The 16,907-nt window shown below is 57.7% G+C and carries 11 protein-coding genes; 9 read left to right on the top strand and 2 right to left on the bottom strand.

Going from position 1 to position 16,907, the window contains the following annotated elements:
• Positions 1–72: 72 nt before the first annotated feature.
• Positions 73–1,215 (top strand): glycerate kinase, encoded by a 1,143-nt coding sequence (locus WFN61_RS06760; protein ID WP_144817738.1) that lies wholly within the window; start codon positions 73–75, stop codon positions 1,213–1,215.
• Positions 1,216–1,267: 52 nt separating this feature from the next.
• Here WFN61_RS06760 and barA read toward each other — a convergent pair whose 3' ends face one another.
• Positions 1,268–4,030 (bottom strand): two-component sensor histidine kinase BarA, encoded by a 2,763-nt coding sequence (gene barA, locus WFN61_RS06755; protein WP_257758424.1) that lies wholly within the window; start codon positions 4,028–4,030, stop codon positions 1,268–1,270.
• Positions 4,031–4,087: 57 nt separating this feature from the next.
• Here barA and rlmD point away from each other — a divergent pair, with 57 nt between their 5' ends.
• The 6 genes from rlmD (at position 4,088) to queE (ending at position 12,623) form a co-directional block, all read left to right on the top strand.
• Complete coding sequence (gene rlmD / locus WFN61_RS06750; protein WP_337038376.1) at positions 4,088–5,386, top strand: 23S rRNA (uracil(1939)-C(5))-methyltransferase RlmD; 1,299 nt, start codon at positions 4,088–4,090, stop codon at positions 5,384–5,386.
• A gap of 52 nt (positions 5,387–5,438) precedes the next feature.
• A complete protein-coding gene (relA, locus tag WFN61_RS06745; protein ID WP_144817741.1) occupies positions 5,439–7,676 on the top strand; it encodes a GTP diphosphokinase in 2,238 nt (745 codons plus the stop codon).
• 107 nt (positions 7,677–7,783) lie between these two features.
• Complete coding sequence (gene mazG, locus WFN61_RS06740; protein ID WP_337038374.1) at positions 7,784–8,575, top strand: nucleoside triphosphate pyrophosphohydrolase; 792 nt, start codon at positions 7,784–7,786, stop codon at positions 8,573–8,575.
• Positions 8,576–8,801: 226 nt separating this feature from the next.
• Positions 8,802–10,439 (top strand): glutamine hydrolyzing CTP synthase, encoded by a 1,638-nt coding sequence (gene pyrG / locus WFN61_RS06735; protein ID WP_144817743.1) that lies wholly within the window; start codon positions 8,802–8,804, stop codon positions 10,437–10,439.
• A gap of 79 nt (positions 10,440–10,518) precedes the next feature.
• Positions 10,519–11,817 carry a phosphopyruvate hydratase gene (gene eno, locus WFN61_RS06730; protein WP_144817744.1) on the top strand — a complete coding sequence of 433 codons (1,299 nt, stop codon included), beginning with the start codon at positions 10,519–10,521 and terminating at the stop codon, positions 11,815–11,817.
• Between the two features lie 134 nt (positions 11,818–11,951).
• On the top strand, positions 11,952–12,623 hold the full coding sequence (queE, locus tag WFN61_RS06725; RefSeq protein ID WP_042387845.1) for a 7-carboxy-7-deazaguanine synthase QueE: 672 nt from the start codon (positions 11,952–11,954) through the stop codon (positions 12,621–12,623).
• A 61-nt stretch (positions 12,624–12,684) separates the two neighbouring features.
• Here the strand turns inward: queE and queD are convergent, their stop codons facing one another.
• Positions 12,685–13,047, bottom strand: coding sequence for a 6-carboxytetrahydropterin synthase QueD (queD, locus tag WFN61_RS06720; protein ID WP_042387843.1), 363 nt, complete (start codon positions 13,045–13,047; stop codon positions 12,685–12,687).
• Between the two features lie 305 nt (positions 13,048–13,352).
• On the opposite strand from queD, the gene cysJ reads away from it, so the two are divergent.
• Positions 13,353–15,164, top strand: a complete 1,812-nt coding sequence (gene cysJ / locus WFN61_RS06715) for an NADPH-dependent assimilatory sulfite reductase flavoprotein subunit (RefSeq protein WP_337038373.1) — start codon at positions 13,353–13,355, stop codon at positions 15,162–15,164.
• On the top strand, positions 15,164–16,876 hold the full coding sequence (gene cysI / locus WFN61_RS06710; protein WP_312283035.1) for an assimilatory sulfite reductase (NADPH) hemoprotein subunit: 1,713 nt from the start codon (positions 15,164–15,166) through the stop codon (positions 16,874–16,876). Before cysJ ends, cysI begins: the two co-directional genes overlap by 1 nt.
• Positions 16,877–16,907: the final 31 nt, after the last annotated feature.

Here is a 16,907-nt window from a genome sequence, read left to right as displayed (position 1 = left end):
CCGGCGGGATCGGCCTGTTCCCTGTTTTTCCGGCTGTAGGGTTTAGGCAATCACTCTGCGTAAGGACGGCTTATGAAAATTGTTATCGCACCGGACTCCTATAAAGAGAGTTTGAGCGCCCTTGATGTCGCCACCGCCATAGAGCAGGGCTTTCGTGAGATCTTTCCCCAGGCGGAGTACATCAAACTGCCGGTAGCGGATGGCGGTGAAGGCACGGTTGAAGCGATGGTCGCCGCCACTCAGGGGCGGATCGTCGAGGTTACCGTTACCGGCCCGCTTGGCACTCAGGTTGAGGGCTTCTATGGCCTCTCCGGCGACGAGCAGAGCGCATTTATTGAGATGGCGGCGGCCAGCGGCCTTGAGCTGGTCTTACCCGAACAGCGTAATCCGCTGATCACCACCTCGTGGGGAACGGGGGAGCTGATCCGTCATGCGCTGGACGCAGGCGTGAAGCATATCATTATTGGCATCGGCGGTAGCGCCACCAACGACGGCGGCGCAGGCATGGTGCAGGCGCTGGGGGCAAAGCTGCTGGATAGCGAAGGCAACCCCCTCGGGCAGGGCGGCGGCGCGTTGGAGACGCTGGCGCGGATCGACATCAGCGAGCTGGACAGGCGGCTCCACGACTGCCGTATTGAGGTTGCCTGCGACGTGACCAATCCCCTGACCGGCAAAGAGGGCGCAACGGCGATCTTCGGGCCGCAGAAAGGGGCAACGCCGGAGATGATTACCCGCCTTGATGCGGCGCTGGCGCACTATGCCGAGCTGATCAAGCGCGATCTCGATCTCGACGTGCTGGATCTTGCCGGGGGCGGGGCTGCGGGTGGCATGGGCGCGGCGCTGTTTGCGTTCTGCGGTGCTGAGCTGCGGCAGGGCATTGAGATTGTCACCGACGCGCTGCATCTCGATCGCTATGTCGCCGAAGCGGATCTAGTGATCACCGGCGAGGGGCGGATCGATAGCCAGACCGTGCACGGTAAAGTTCCCGTGGGTGTGGCAAAGGTAGCGAAGCGCTACAACAAGCCGGTGATCGGCATCGCTGGCAGCCTGACGGCAGACGTCGGCGTGGTGCACGAGCATGGGATCGACGCGGTATTCAGCGTGATCTACGGCATCTGTACCCTGGACGACGCCCTGAAAAATGCGGCGGAAAACGTGCGCATGACGGCCCGCAATGTGGCAGCGGTGTTGAAAGCGGGCCAGGCATTGCGTTAATCGAACCGTAGGCCGGGCAAACGCAGCGCCGCCCGGCGTGACGACGATCTTATCAGCTAATCCACCTGCGCGCTTCCCGCGCCACGTTATCCATCTCATCCAGCAGCTCCAGAAACTCCGGCTCCAGATCCTCCGCAGGCATGCCGCTGCGCAAGTGGTGTTCGATCAGATGACACAGCCGCTTGAGGCGCGGTACGCCGCTGTAGCCGCAGCTGCCGTGCAGCTTGTGAATCGCCTCGAGTAAATCTTCGGGCGCTTCTCCCACCAACTGCTCTTCAACCTTATTGCGGATCTCCGGCAGGAAAGCGATCAGCATCTGTAGCATCTCCCGCGCCAGATCGGGTTTATTTGCCGACTGGCGCAGGGCCAGCTGCCAGTCCAGGGAGACCTCAGGATCCTGCGGTGCCTCTATCGGCTCCGGCTCCGGCGGGGTTAGCCACTGGCTGACCCCAGGGCCGGGAAGGTAGCGCAGCAGCAGGCTGTGGAGCTTCTCTTCATCTATGGGCTTTGCCAGATAGCCGCTCATCCCGGCGTTCAGCAGCTTCTCTTTTTGCCCGGCCATGGCGTGGGCCGTTACCGCGATCACCGGCGTCTGCTGCTGGTGCGGCAGCTGGCGAATGGTTTCGCTGGCGCGAATCCCGTCGATATCGGGCATCTGAATATCCATCAGGATCAGATCGAACTGCATCTGCTTCGCACAGTCGATCGCGCTATGACCGCTGTCGCACAGCTGGACATACTGGACCTGATCCTCAAGCAGCGCCCCGATAAGCTTCAGGTTGGCCGGGTTGTCATCCACCGCCATGACGCTCATTGGCAGCTTGCGGTCGTCGTTAAGCACCTGCTCACGAGGACGATTAAGGCGGCAGTACTCGGTCAGGGCAGGCAGCAGGCGCGTGGAGGTAAGCGGTTTTAACAGGCACGCCGCGGCACCCTCCTGCTTGAGCTGCTCGGCGTTGATCTGCACGTGACACGGCAGCGCCAGCAGCAGGAAATCGGTCATGGAGGCGGCCTTTGCCAGCCTTTCGTGCTGCATGGTGAGCGGCTCGCGCAGGGTCACCGGCACCGCCAGCAGCAGGATATCGTAGCGCGCCTCAGGCAGGGCAGAGAAGGTCGGGCTGTAGATCACCTCCAGCGGGGTTGCCTGGAGCAGATCCAGCGTACTCTGGGCGGCGGCGGCGTTTGGCTCAACGTAGGCCAGCCGCTTGCCGGCGAGGCAGTCGGTCGGCAATCCTTCGCTGCTGACGTTAGGGTTAAGATCGAGGTTGATGTGGAACCAGAACGTCGAACCCCGCCCTGGCTGGCTGTGGAAGGAGATATCGCCCCCCATCTCGTTGACCAGCTTCTGGGTGATCACCAGCCCCAGCCCGGTTCCGCCGTGCCGCCGGGAGATGCTGGCATCCGCCTGGCGAAACGCCTGGAAGAGCCGGGACTGATCGCGCTCGGGAATGCCGATCCCGGTATCGCGGATCTGCATCTCGATCTGCACCTTGTTGTTGCTCAGGGCGCGTTTCTCTACCAGCACGTCAATATTGCCGTTTTCGGTAAACTTGATGGCGTTGCCGACCAGGTTGGTAATCACCTGTTGCAGGCGCAGCGGATCGCCAATCACATTATCCGGCACGTCGTTTTTGACGTTGAGCGTCAGCTCCAGCCCTTTATCATGGGCGGAGTGGGCGAGCAGGGTAACCACCTCGTCGAGGGCGTTACGCAGCGGGAAGGGAATGCTCTCCAGGATCAGCTTGCCAGCCTCCAGCTTGGAGAAGTCCAGCACGTCGTTAATGATGGTAAGCAGGTTATCGGCCGAGCGCTCAATGGTATGCAGATGATCGCGCTGGGTCGGCGTCAGCTCGGATTTCAGCGTCAGCCGGGTAAAGCCAATCACGCCGTTAAGCGGGGTGCGCAACTCGTGGGACATATTGGCCAAAAATTCGGACTTGATGCGGGCGGCTTCCTGGGCGCGCTTCTTCGCCAGGTCCAGCTCGACGTTCTGGATCTCCATCTGCTCAAGGGTTTCACGCAGATCCGATGTTGCCTGATCGATGTTGTGCTGCATCTCCTCATGGTAGGCCGCCAGCGACATCGCCATTGAGTTGATGCCGTTTTTCAGCATATCCAGCTCGCCCAGCATAAAGCCCTCAACGCGGCTATCCAGCTGGCCCCGACGGATGCGGTCAACCGTATTGACCATGTTACGGATAGGCCCGGTGACGTCGCGCATCAGCCGCCAGCCAAAGATCAGCGCGAGCCCCATGCAGAAGAACATCATCATGGCAGCGATAAAGATCTCTTTATACTGCTGTAAACGCACGGAGCGGAGATCCAGCTCCAGCGCGACGTAGCCCAGCATATTACTGGATGCTTTCACATCCGGTGTGGCGGGCTCGTCGGGTGAATAGCCCTCAGAGACAATGGGCGTGCGCAGGATCATCAGATCGCCATGGCGCGTAACGCTCAGCAGCCGAGGGAAGGCTGCGCCGTCCGGGAGCTTTAACGTTTTGGGATCGAGTTGAAAATTTGAGGTCACGAACAGCCGGTTATTGTCATCGTAGACGGAGATGGCACGCACGATGTCGGAGTGGCGGCGGTGCAGAATGCTGATCAGCTGGCCGATAGAGTCGCGATTCTGCAGGTTCATACCGTATTCACTCGCCACCGCCAGCGGCTCGATAATGCTCGCCCCCGCATCCTCAAGCTGCTGCTGTAAGTCATTGTAGCGGTGGACAACAAAGAAAACGCTAAGCAGTAAACCGATCAGAACGGTTGGCGCTAAGATTAAAATCATCATTCGCGCCCGCAGGCTGTAGTTGGTCATGGAGTTCCGTTATGGGACAATTAGAGTCATTATGTTTGATTGAGAAAAATCCCGGCAATGGCGCAATTCTACTCTGCAAAACGGCGCGTGACGACGCGTGAGATCATAACCGTAACAGTAAACGACCTGGATCCCTTTGGCCAGGGCGTTGCACGTCACAACGGCAAAGCGCTGTTTATCCCCGGACTGCTGCCCGGCGAGCGCGGCGAAGTTACCCTGACTGAAGATAAACGTCAGTTCGCGCGCGGGACGGTGAAGCGTCGGCTGAACGACAGCCCGGATCGCGAAACGCCGCCGTGCCCGCATTTTGGCGTCTGCGGCGGCTGCCAGCAGCAGCATGCCAGCGTGGCACTGCAGCAGCGCAGCAAAAGCCATGCGCTGGCGCGTCTGATGAAGCACGAGGTAGACGACATCATCGCCGCCGAGCCGTGGGGCTACCGGCGGCGGGCGCGGCTGAGCCTGAACTATCAGCCGAAAACGCAAACGCTGGAGATGGGTTTTCGCAAAGCCAGCGCCAGCGAGATCGTCAACGTGGTGCGTTGCCCGGTACTGGCGCCCCCTCTTGAGGCAGCGATCCCTTCGCTACGTGAATGTTTACAGAGCCTGGAGGCGGTACGCCATCTCGGCCACGTTGAGCTGGTGCTGGCCGATAACGGCCCGCTGATGGTCTTGCGTCATACGGCACCCCTTCCGGCCGCCGATCGCGAAAAACTGGAACGCTTTTCGCATTCTCACGGCGTTGCGCTGTTTCTTGCTCCGGAAAGCGCCATACTGGAGCAGGTATCCGGTGAGTTGCCCTGGTACACCTCTGACGGACTACGCCTGACCTTTAGCCCGCGTGATTTCATTCAGGTTAATGATAAAGTGAACCAGCAGATGGTAGATCGGGCGCTGGCGTGGCTGGATATTCAGCCGGACGATCGGGTGCTGGATCTCTTCTGCGGCATGGGCAACTTTACCCTGCCGCTGGCTAAACGCGCCGCCAGCGTAGTGGGCGTAGAGGGGGTGGCTGCGCTGGTGGCGAAGGCGCAGGAGAACGCGCAGCAGAATGGGTTGCAGAACGTGACCTTCTTCCATGAGAACCTGGAAGATGACGTCACAAAACAGCCCTGGGCGCAGCACGGTTTCACAAAGGTGCTGCTCGACCCGGCGCGCGCGGGCGCAGCAGGCGTGATGCAGCACGTGCTAAAACTATCCCCAAAAAAGGTGGTCTACGTGTCATGCAACCCCGCGACGCTTGCCCGAGACAGCGAAGCATTATTAAATGCGGGCTACACTATGTCGCACCTTGCGATGCTGGATATGTTCCCGCACACCGGGCATCTGGAATCGATGGTGTTGTTTGAGCACAAGTGATTAACTCTGGCTTGCCGAATTCGGCAGGCTTCGTCCCGGAAAGGAGAGGACAATGGTTGCGGTAAGAAGTGCACATCTTAATCGAGCGGGTGAATTCGATTCGAAAAAATGGATCGCAAGTCTGGGCATCTCCAGTCAGCCGTCGTGTGAGCGCTTAGCCGAAACCTGGGCGTACTGCCTGCAACATACTCAGGACCACCCTGATGCCGAGCTGCTGCTGTGGCGCGGCGTCGAGATGGTGGAAATCCTCTCCATGCTCAGTATGGATCTCGACACGCTGCAGGCCGCGCTGCTCTTCCCGCTGGCGGATGCCGAAGTAGTGAGCGAAGCGGTGCTGCGCGAAAGCGTCAGCAAGTCCGTCGTGGCGCTGATCTACGGCGTGCGTGATATGGCGGCGATCCGCCAGCTCAAGGCCACGCATACCGACGCCGTCTCCTCTGAACAGGTCGATAACGTTCGCCGCATGCTGCTGGCCATGGTGGATGATTTCCGCTGCGTGGTCATCAAGCTCGCCGAGCGCGTCGCACACCTGCGAGAGGTGAAGGACGCTCCGGAAGACGAACGCGTGCTGGCGGCCAAAGAGTGCACCAACATCTACGCCCCGCTGGCAAACCGGTTGGGCATCGGCCAGCTGAAGTGGGAGCTGGAAGACTACTGCTTCCGCTATCTGCATCCGGACGAGTACAAGCGTATCGCCAGGCTGCTGCACGAGCGGCGCATCGATCGTGAACGCTATATTGATGAATTCGTCGGTCACCTGCGCGCTGAAATGAAGCGCGAGGGGGTGAAGGCCGAAGTCTATGGTCGGCCTAAGCATATCTACAGCATCTGGCGCAAAATGCAGAAAAAGCATCTCGCCTTTGACGAACTGTTTGACGTGCGGGCGGTGCGTATCGTCGCCGAGCGCCTGCAGGACTGCTACGCCGCGCTGGGGATTGTCCATACCCACCATCGTCACCTGCCGGACGAGTTCGACGACTACGTCGCTAACCCGAAGCCGAACGGCTATCAGTCGATCCACACCGTGGTGCTGGGGCCGAGCGGCAAAACCGTTGAGATCCAGATCCGCACCAAACAGATGCATGAGGATGCGGAGCTGGGCGTTGCCGCGCACTGGAAATACAAAGAGGGCACAACGGCGACAAGCGCGCATAACAGCCATGAGGATCGCATCGCCTGGCTGCGGAAGCTGATTGCCTGGCAGGAGGAGATGGCAGACTCCGGCGAAATGCTTGATGAGGTGCGCAGCCAGGTCTTTGACGATCGTGTCTATGTCTTTACCCCGAAAGGCGACGTCGTGGATCTGCCCGCTGGCTCGACGCCGCTTGATTTCGCCTACCATATCCACAGCGACGTCGGTCACCGCTGCATCGGGGCCAAGATCAGCGGGCGTATCGTCCCCTTTACCTATCAGTTGCAGATGGGCGATCAGATTGAGATCATCACCCAGAAGCAGCCGAACCCGAGCCGCGACTGGCTGAACCCAAACCTTGGCTACGTCACCACCAGCCGCGGACGCTCGAAGATCCACGCCTGGTTCCGCAAGCAGGATCGTGACAAGAACATTCTTGCCGGACGCCAGATCCTTGACGATGAGCTCGCGCACCTGGGCATCAGCCTGAAAGAGGCAGAGAAGCTTCTGCTGCCGCGCTACAACTTCAATGAAATGGAGGAGCTGCTGGCGGCCATCGGCGGAGGCGATATTCGCCTTAACCAGATGGTGAACTTCCTGCAGTCGCACTTTAACAAGCCCAGCGCCGAAGAGCAGGATGCCGCCGCGCTGAAGCAGCTGCAGCAGAAATCCTATGCGCCGCAGGGGCGCAACGGCAAAGACGATGGTCGGGTGGTAGTTGAGGGCGTCGGTAATCTGATGCACCACATCGCCCGCTGCTGCCAGCCCATTCCGGGCGATGAGATTGTCGGCTTTATCACCCAGGGGCGCGGGATCTCCATTCACCGCGCCGACTGCGACCAGCTGACGGATCTGCAATCCCACGCGCCGGAGCGCATCGTCGATGCGGTATGGGGCGAGAGCTACTCGGCGGGCTACTCGCTGGTGGTGCGCGTCACCGCCAACGATCGCAGCGGCCTGCTGCGCGACATCACCACTATTCTCGCTAACGAGAAGGTGAACGTGCTTGGCGTTGCCAGCCGGAGCGATACCCGGCAGCAGCTGGCCACTATTGATATGAATATCGAAATCTACAACCTGCAGGTGCTGGGACGCGTGCTTGGCAAGCTCAACCAGGTGCCAGACGTGATTGACGCCCGTCGGCTGCACGGCGGTTAACCGCATACGCTGCTATTTTCCCCGGTGGCGCGTTGCCTGCCGGGGCTACGCTCTATCGTAGGCCGGGTAAGCGTTAGCGCTACCCGGCGTTTTATTCAGGAAATCATATGAATCAAATCAACCGCTTGCTGAGCATCATGCAGCGCCTGCGCGACCCGGAAACCGGCTGTCCGTGGGATAAAGAGCAGACCTTCGCCACCATCGCCCCCTATACGCTGGAAGAGACCTACGAGGTGCTCGACGCCATCGCCCGTAACGATCTTGACGATCTGCGCGGCGAGCTGGGAGATCTGCTGTTCCAGGTGGTGTTTTATGCTCAGATGGCGCAGGAGCAGGGGCATTTTGACTTCAATGACATCTGCGCGGCCATCAGCGACAAGCTTGAGCGCCGCCATCCGCATATCTTTGCCGACGCGACCGCCAGCAGCAGCAGCGAAGTGCTGGCACGCTGGGAGGAGATCAAAACCAGCGAGCGGGCTGCAAAAGCACAGCACTCGGCGCTGGACGATATTCCCCACGCTTTTCCCGCGCTGATGCGTGCCCATAAGATCCAGAAGCGCTGCTCGGCGGTGGGCTTTGACTGGGACTCTCTCGGCCCGGTGCTGGGTAAGGTGCATGAGGAGATCGACGAGGTAATGCACGAGGCAAAACAGGCGGTCGTGGATCAGGCCAAACTGGAAGAGGAAGTGGGCGATCTGCTGTTCGCCACCGTCAATCTCTCTCGTCATTTAGGGGTAAAAGCCGAAACCGCGCTGCAAAAAGCGAACCTCAAATTTGAGCGCCGCTTCCGTGAAGTTGAGCGAATTGTCGCCGCCCGCGGTCTGACAATGACCGGCGTCGATCTCGACACCATGGAAGAAGTCTGGCAGGAGGTAAAGCGCCAGGAATCTGATCTCTAACGAGTTTTGTGAATCAAGCGCGAATAGTGTGATTTTTTAAATAACAAGCGCTTGATTTGCGTCAAAAACATTTGCCGCAAACGAGCTATTTTCTCTCTCCCCGTAGTGAGCTGAAGATGAGAAGAGGAGGGATAATGAAAGTTTGTGGCGACAGCCTGGTTCCGGTATACTACTTTCCCGTCCTGGTTATTCCATCGTCTTTTAAACCTAACTTCTCAGGTTCAGCATGACAACGAACTATATTTTTGTGACCGGCGGGGTTGTATCCTCTCTGGGTAAAGGCATTGCAGCCGCCTCCCTCGCAGCCATTCTTGAAGCCCGTGGCCTTAACGTGACCATGATGAAACTGGATCCGTATATCAACGTCGATCCGGGTACCATGAGTCCTATCCAGCACGGGGAAGTGTTCGTTACGGAAGACGGCGCTGAAACCGACCTGGATTTGGGCCACTACGAGCGTTTCATTCGTACTAAAATGACGCGCCGCAACAACTTCACCACTGGCCGTATCTATTCCGACGTACTGCGCAAAGAGCGCCGTGGCGACTACCTGGGCGCAACCGTTCAGGTTATTCCCCACATCACCAACGCCATTAAAGAGCGCATCGTTGCCGGTGGCGAAGGCCACGATGTGGTGCTGGTTGAGATCGGCGGTACCGTGGGTGATATCGAATCCCTGCCGTTCCTTGAAGCGATCCGCCAGCTGGCGGTGGATATCGGCCGTGAGCACGCGCTGTTTATGCACCTTACCCTGGTGCCGTACATGGCGGCAGCGGGCGAAGTGAAAACCAAGCCTACCCAGCACTCTGTTAAAGAACTGCTCTCTATCGGTATTCAGCCAGATATCCTGGTTTGCCGTTCCGATCGTGCCGTTCCTGCTAACGAACGTGCGAAAATTGCATTGTTCTGTAACGTGCCGGAAAAGGCCGTTATTTCAATGAAAGACGTCGATTCGATTTATAAAATTCCAGGCCTGTTGAAATCACAGGGGCTGGACGATTATATTTGTAAACGATTCAGCTTGACCTGTCCGGAAGCTAACCTGAGCGAATGGGAACAGGTTATCTACGAAGAGGCGAATCCGTCAGGTGAAGTCACCATCGGTATGGTCGGCAAGTACATTGAGCTGCCGGATGCCTACAAATCGGTGATTGAAGCGCTGAAGCATGGCGGCCTGAAAAACCGTGTTACCGTCAACATCAAATTGATCGATTCGCAAGATGTTGAAACACGTGGTGTAGAAATCTTGAAGGATTTGGATGCTATCCTGATCCCTGGTGGTTTCGGCTACCGTGGCGTAGAAGGCAAAATCGCCACCGCGCGCTATGCGCGTGAACACAATATTCCATATCTGGGTATCTGCCTGGGTATGCAGGTTGCGCTGATCGAGTTTGCGCGCAACGTGGCGGGGATGGACAACGCTAACTCAACGGAATTTGTGCCAGACTGTAAGTTCCCGGTTGTGGCTCTCATTACCGAATGGCGTGACGAAGAGGGCAACGTCGAAGTGCGCTCTGAGAAGAGCGACCTGGGCGGCACGATGCGTCTTGGTGCGCAGCAGTGCCAGCTTGATGACGATAGCCTGGTGCGTCAGATGTACGGTTCGTCGACTATCGTTGAACGTCATCGTCACCGCTATGAAGTTAACAACATGCTGTTGAAACAAATTGAAGCTGCGGGTCTGCGTGTTGCAGGCCGTTCCGGCGATGATCAGTTGGTCGAGATCATCGAGGTGCCAAACCATCCGTGGTTTGTTGCCTGTCAGTTCCACCCGGAATTTACTTCAACGCCGCGCGACGGGCATCCGCTGTTCTCAGGCTTTGTGAAAGCCGCCAGCGAGCACCAGAAACGTCAGGCGAAGTAAGAGTTAGAGCGACAACGCGTACTTAAGGTACGCGTTGTTTGTCTGGAGTTTTAATTAAACTTGTACTGAGGAAATCCTAATGTCCAAAATCGTTAAAGTCATCGGTCGTGAAATCATCGACTCCCGTGGTAACCCGACTGTTGAAGCCGAAGTACACCTGGAAGGTGGTTTCGTCGGTATGGCTGCTGCCCCGTCAGGTGCTTCTACTGGTTCCCGCGAAGCGCTGGAACTGCGCGATGGCGACAAATCCCGTTTCATGGGTAAAGGCGTGACCAAAGCCGTTGGCGCGGTTAACGGCCCGATTGCTCAGGCTATCCTTGGCAAAGACGCTAAAGATCAGGCTGGCATCGACCAGATCATGATCGACCTGGACGGTACTGAGAACAAATCTAACTTCGGTGCTAACGCAATTCTGGCTGTTTCCCTGGCGAACGCCAAAGCTGCCGCTGCCTCTAAAGGCCTGCCGCTGTATGCGCACATCGCTGAACTGAACGGCACCCCGGGCAAATACTCTATGCCGGTTCCGATGATGAACATCATCAACGGTGGCGAGCACGCTGACAACAACGTAGACATTCAGGAATTTATGATTCAGCCGGTTGGCGCGAAATCCCTGAAAGAAGCCGTACGTATGGGTTCAGAAGTGTTCCACAACCTGGCGAAAGTGCTGAAATCTAAAGGCATGAACACCGCTGTGGGCGACGAAGGTGGCTATGCGCCGAACCTGGGTTCCAACGCCGAAGCACTGGCTGTTATCGCTGAAGCGGTAAAAGCAGCAGGCTACGAGCTGGGTACCGACATCACTCTGGCGATGGACTGTGCAGCCTCTGAGTTCTACAAGGATGGCAAATACGTTCTGGCTGGCGAAGGCAACAAAGCGTTCACCTCTGAAGAGTTCACCCACTTCCTGGAAGATCTGACCAAACAGTATCCGATCGTTTCCATCGAAGATGGCCTGGACGAGTCTGACTGGACTGGCTTTGCTTACCAGACCAAAGTGCTGGGCGACAAAATCCAGCTGGTTGGCGACGATCTGTTCGTAACCAACACCAAGATCCTGAAAGAAGGCATCGAGAAAGGCATCGTTAACTCCATCCTGATCAAATTCAACCAGATCGGTTCTCTGACCGAAACCCTGGCTGCGATCAAAATGGCGAAAGACGCTGGCTACACTGCGGTAATCTCTCACCGCTCTGGCGAAACTGAAGATGCAACCATCGCTGACCTGGCTGTGGGCACCGCTGCTGGCCAGATCAAAACCGGTTCCATGAGCCGTTCTGACCGCGTTGCTAAGTACAACCAGCTGATTCGTATCGAAGAAGCGCTGGGTGAGCAAGCACCGTACAACGGTCGTAAAGAGATCAAAGGCCAGGCATAATCGCCTGACTTTTCACTCTTAAGAGAAAACCCGCTTCGGCGGGTTTTTTTATTGCTGCAATAGCGCAGCTGCTGCACATGACCTGAGGGCAGGGATCTGCGATACTTACCTTTTACAGCCAAACAGAGATGAGTATGCAGTACCCGATTAATGAGATGTTCCAGACCTTGCAAGGCGAGGGTTACTTTACCGGCGTTCCCGCTATTTTTATCCGTCTGCAGGGGTGCCCGGTAGGCTGTGCCTGGTGCGATACCAAGCACACCTGGGATAAGCTCGCCGATCGAGAGGTGTCCCTCTACAGCGTGCTGGCAAAAACCAAAGAGAGCGATAAGTGGGGCCCGGCAAGCAGTGAAGATCTGCTGGCCATCATTGAGCGTCAGGGCTATACCGCCCGCCACGTGGTGATCACCGGCGGCGAACCCTGCATTCACGATCTGATCCCGCTGACGATGCTGCTGGAGAAAAACGGCTTTAGCTGCCAGATCGAAACCAGCGGCACCCACGAGGTGCGCACCTCGACCAATACCTGGGTGACGGTTTCACCGAAGGTGAATATGCGCGGCGGGTATGACATTCTCCAGCAGGCGCTGGATCGTGCGGATGAGATCAAGCACCCGGTTGGCCGGATGCGTGACGTTGAGGCGCTGGATGAACTGCTGGCGACGCTGCACGACGATAAGCCGCGGGTGATTGCGCTTCAGCCGATTAGCCAGAAAGAGGATGCGACGCGTCTGTGCATTGAAACCTGCATCGCTCGCAACTGGCGTCTGTCGATGCAGACGCATAAATACCTGAATATTGCTTGATAGATCGCTATGCCCGGTGGCGCTCCGCTTACCGGGCCTACGTTAACCGCACCGCGAAACCTCACTCTCCGCGATAGACACAGCCTGCCGTACAGGTCTCTTTGATTGTCACTGCGCTCAGCAGCGGCACAAGCGGCTTCATCTCTTCCCAGATCCACTTCGCCAGCACTTCGCTAGTTGGGTTCTCCAGGCCAGGAATATCGTTCAGATAGTAGTGATCCAGCCGGTCGTAGGTTGGCTTAAACGCCGCCTTTAGCTCGGAAAAGTCCATGATCCAACCCGTATGGGGATCGACTTCACCGGTAATTTCCAGGCGCACCATAAACGAGTGGCCATGCAGGCGACCACATTTGTGGCCTTCGGGCACGTGGGGCAGACGGTGAGCAGCTTCGAAGATGAAATCTTTAAATAACGTGGTAGACATGATGAATTCTCAGACAGGCAAAAACCGCCGCATACTACCGGAATTGACCTTTTTTGGCATTAACTAAAACAGGCAAAAGCGGTAAAGCCTGCCCTATAGTCATAAAATTGCCATTTTATCTTTATATATCAATTGATTAATTAACCTGTTTTACTGTTAATAACTATGACTAAAAGCGGTTAGCGTTTTTAGTTATTTGTTATTTCCATCCCTTCTTTAATTGTTATTATTCACGCCGTTAACCTTACACTCTGTTCTGTTTTTACGCTTTTTTATTCGCTTTGCTTACTGGAACATAACGACGCATGACGACACAGGTCCCACCTTCCGCTTTGCTTCCGCTGAACCCGGAGCAGCTGGCGCGCCTTCAGGCAGCCACCATCGATTTAACACCGACCCAGCTCGCCTGGGTTTCCGGCTATTTCTGGGGCGTGCTTAATCAGCAGCCTGGCGCAGCAGCGATGGCGGCAGCGCCGGCTCCGGCGGCAGAGACGCCGACGATCACGCTGCTCAGCGCGTCGCAAACCGGTAACGCGCGTCGCGTCGCAGAAGCACTGCGTGACGATCTGCTGGCGGCGAAGCTCAACGTCAACCTGGTCAACGCTGGCGACTATAAATTCAAACAAATTGCCAATGAAAAGCTGCTGGTTGTGGTTGCTTCGACCCAGGGGGAAGGGGAGCCACCGGAAGAAGCGGTCGCCCTGCACAAGTTCCTGTTCTCAAAAAAAGCGCCGAAGCTTAACGGCAGTGCCTTTGCCGTGTTCGGCCTGGGCGATACCTCCTACGAATTCTTCTGCCAGTGCGGTAAAGATTTTGACAGCAAGCTGGCGGAGCTGGGTGCCGAGCGCCTGCTGGATCGCGTGGATGCCGACGTTGAGTATCAGACGGCGGCCAGCGAGTGGCGGGCCCGCATCGTTGAGATCCTCAAGGCTCGCGTGCCCACCGAAAGCCCGGCCCAGGCGGCAGTGACCGCCACCGGCGTGGTCAACGAGGTCTTCTCCAGCCCCTATACTAAAGAGGAGCCGCTGGTCGCCACGCTCGCCGTGAACCAGAAGATCACCGGTCGTGATTCTGAGAAAGATGTGCGCCATATCGAGATCGATCTGGGCGACTCCGGTCTGCGCTACCAGCCGGGCGATGCGCTGGGCGTGTGGTATCAGAACGATCCGGCGCTGGTGCGCGAACTGGTTGAACTGCTGTGGCTGAAAGGTGACGAGCCGGTCACCGTAGATGGCAAAACGCTGCCGCTCTCTGAAGCGCTGGAGTGGCATTTTGAGCTGACGGTCAACACCGCCAGCATCGTTGAGAACTACGCCAGGCTGAGCCGCAGTGAAACCCTGCTGCCGATGGTGGGCGACAAAGCTCGACTTCAGCACTACGCCGCGACGACGCCGATCGTCGACATGGTGCGCTTCTCGGCTGCCCAGCTGGATGCTGAGGCGCTGATTGGCCTGCTGCGTCCTCTGACCCCGCGCCTCTACTCTATCGCCTCATCCCAGGCGGAAGTCGAGAGCGAAGTGCACGTTACCGTTGGCGTGGTGCGCTATGACGTTGAAGGCCGCGCCCGCACCGGCGGCGCATCAGGCTTCCTCGCCGATCGTGTCGAAGAGGACGGTGAGATTCGCGTGTTCATTGAGCACAACGACAACTTCCGCCTGCCTGCAAATCCAGAGACGCCGGTGATCATGATCGGCCCAGGCACCGGTATCGCCCCGTTCCGCGCCTTTATGCAGCAGCGTGCGGCCGACGAGGCACCGGGTAAAAACTGGCTGATTTTTGGTAATCCGCACTTTACCGAAGACTTCCTGTACCAGGTGGAGTGGCAGCGCTACGTCAAAGAGGGCGTGCTGAACCGCATCGATCTGGCCTGGTCCCGTGACCAGAAAGAGAAAATATACGTACAAGATAAGCTGCGCGAGCAGGGCGCAGAGCTGTGGCGCTGGATCAACGAAGGCGCGCATATTTATGTCTGCGGCGACGCGACGCGTATGGCGCGCGACGTTGAGCAGGCTTTACTGGAAGTGATTGCCGAGTTCGGTGGCATGGATACCGAAACGGCTGACGAATATTTAAGTGAGCTGCGCGTAGAGCGCCGTTATCAGCGAGATGTCTACTAATGAGCGATAAACACCCTGGTCCGCTGGTGGTCGAAGGTAAACTGACCGACGCCGAGCGTATGAAACGTGAGAGCAACTACCTGCGCGGTACGATTGCGGAAGATCTGAACGACGGGCTTACCGGCGGTTTTAAAGGTGACAACTTTCTGCTGATCCGCTTCCACGGTATGTATCAGCAGGACGATCGTGATATTCGTGCCGAACGCGCCGAACAGAAGCTGGAGCCGCGCCATGCCATGATGCTGCGCTGCCGTCTGCCGGGGGGGATCATTACCCCGACGCAGTGGCAGGCTATCGATAAGTTTGCCGAAGAGAAGACCATTTACGGCAGCATTCGTCTGACCAACCGCCAGACTTTCCAGTATCACGGTATTCTGAAGAAGAACGTTAAGCCTGCCCATCAGATGCTGCATGAAGTGGGTCTGGACGCGCTGGCGACCGCCAACGACATGAACCGTAACGTGCTCTGCACCTCTAACCCGATTGAGTCGGAGCTGCATGCGGAGGCCTACGAGTGGGCGAAGAAGCTCTCTGAGCACCTGCTGCCACGCACCCGCGCCTATGCTGAGATCTGGCACGACGCGGAGAAGGTGGCGACCACCGATGAAGAGCCGATCCTCGGGCAGACCTATCTGCCGCGTAAGTTCAAAACCACGGTAGTGATCCCGCCGCAGAACGACGTTGATCTGCACGCTAACGACATGAACTTTATCGCCATCGCCGAGAACGGCAAGCTGATCGGTTTTAACCTGCTGGTGGGCGGTGGCCTCTCAATCGAGCACGGTAACAAAAAAACCTACGCCCGTACCGCGAGCGAGTTTGGCTTCCTGCCGCTGGAGCACACCCTGGCGGTGGCAGAGGCGGTAGTGACCACCCAGCGCGACTGGGGCAACCGTACCGATCGTAAAAACGCCAAGACCAAATATACCCTTGAGCGCGTGGGCGTTGAGACCTTTAAAGCGGAAGTTGAACGCCGGGCTGGCATGAAATTCGAGCCGGTTCGTCCTTACGAATTCACGGGTCGCGGGGATCGCATCGGCTGGGTGAAGGGTATCGATAACAAGTGGCACCTGACGCTGTTTATCGAAAACGGTCGTATCCTTGATTACCCGGATCGTCCGCTGAAGACCGGCCTGCTGGAGATCGCGAAGATCCACAAGGGTGATTTCCGTCTGACCGCGAACCAGAACCTGATCGTCGCGGGCGTGCCGGAAGGCGAAAAGGCGAAGATTGAAAAGCTGGCCCGCTCCCATGGTCTGATGGATGCGGTGAAACCGCAGCGTGAGAACTCCATGGCCTGCGTCGCCTTCCCGACCTGTCCGCTGGCGATGGCGGAAGCGGAGCGTTTCCTGCCGAGCTTTGTTGATAAAGTCGAAGCGATTATGGAGAAGCACGGCGTTGGTGACGATCATATCGTCATGCGCGTCACCGGCTGTCCGAACGGCTGTGGCCGTGCGCTGCTGGCGGAGATGGGCCTGGTGGGTAAAGCGCCGGGACGCTATAACCTGCACCTTGGCGGCAACCGCATGGGCACGCGTATTCCGCGCATGTACCGTGAGAATATCACCGAGTCAGAGATCCTCGACTCTATCGACGTGCTGGTAGGCCGCTGGTCGAAAGAGCGCGAAGCAGATGAAGGTTTCGGCGACTTCACCGTCCGGACGGGGATCATCCGCCCTGTGCTGGATCCGGCGCGGGATTTCTGGGAGTAACGAGGTCATGCCCGGTGGCGCTTCGCTTACC

The organism is Pseudescherichia sp. AS216 (genome assembly GCF_037152055.1).
In the GTDB taxonomy this organism is placed as follows: Bacteria; Pseudomonadota; Gammaproteobacteria; order Enterobacterales; family Enterobacteriaceae; genus Pseudescherichia.
Note: the sequence above shows the minus strand (reverse complement) of the source record. Positions and strands in the feature narration are given on the sequence as shown.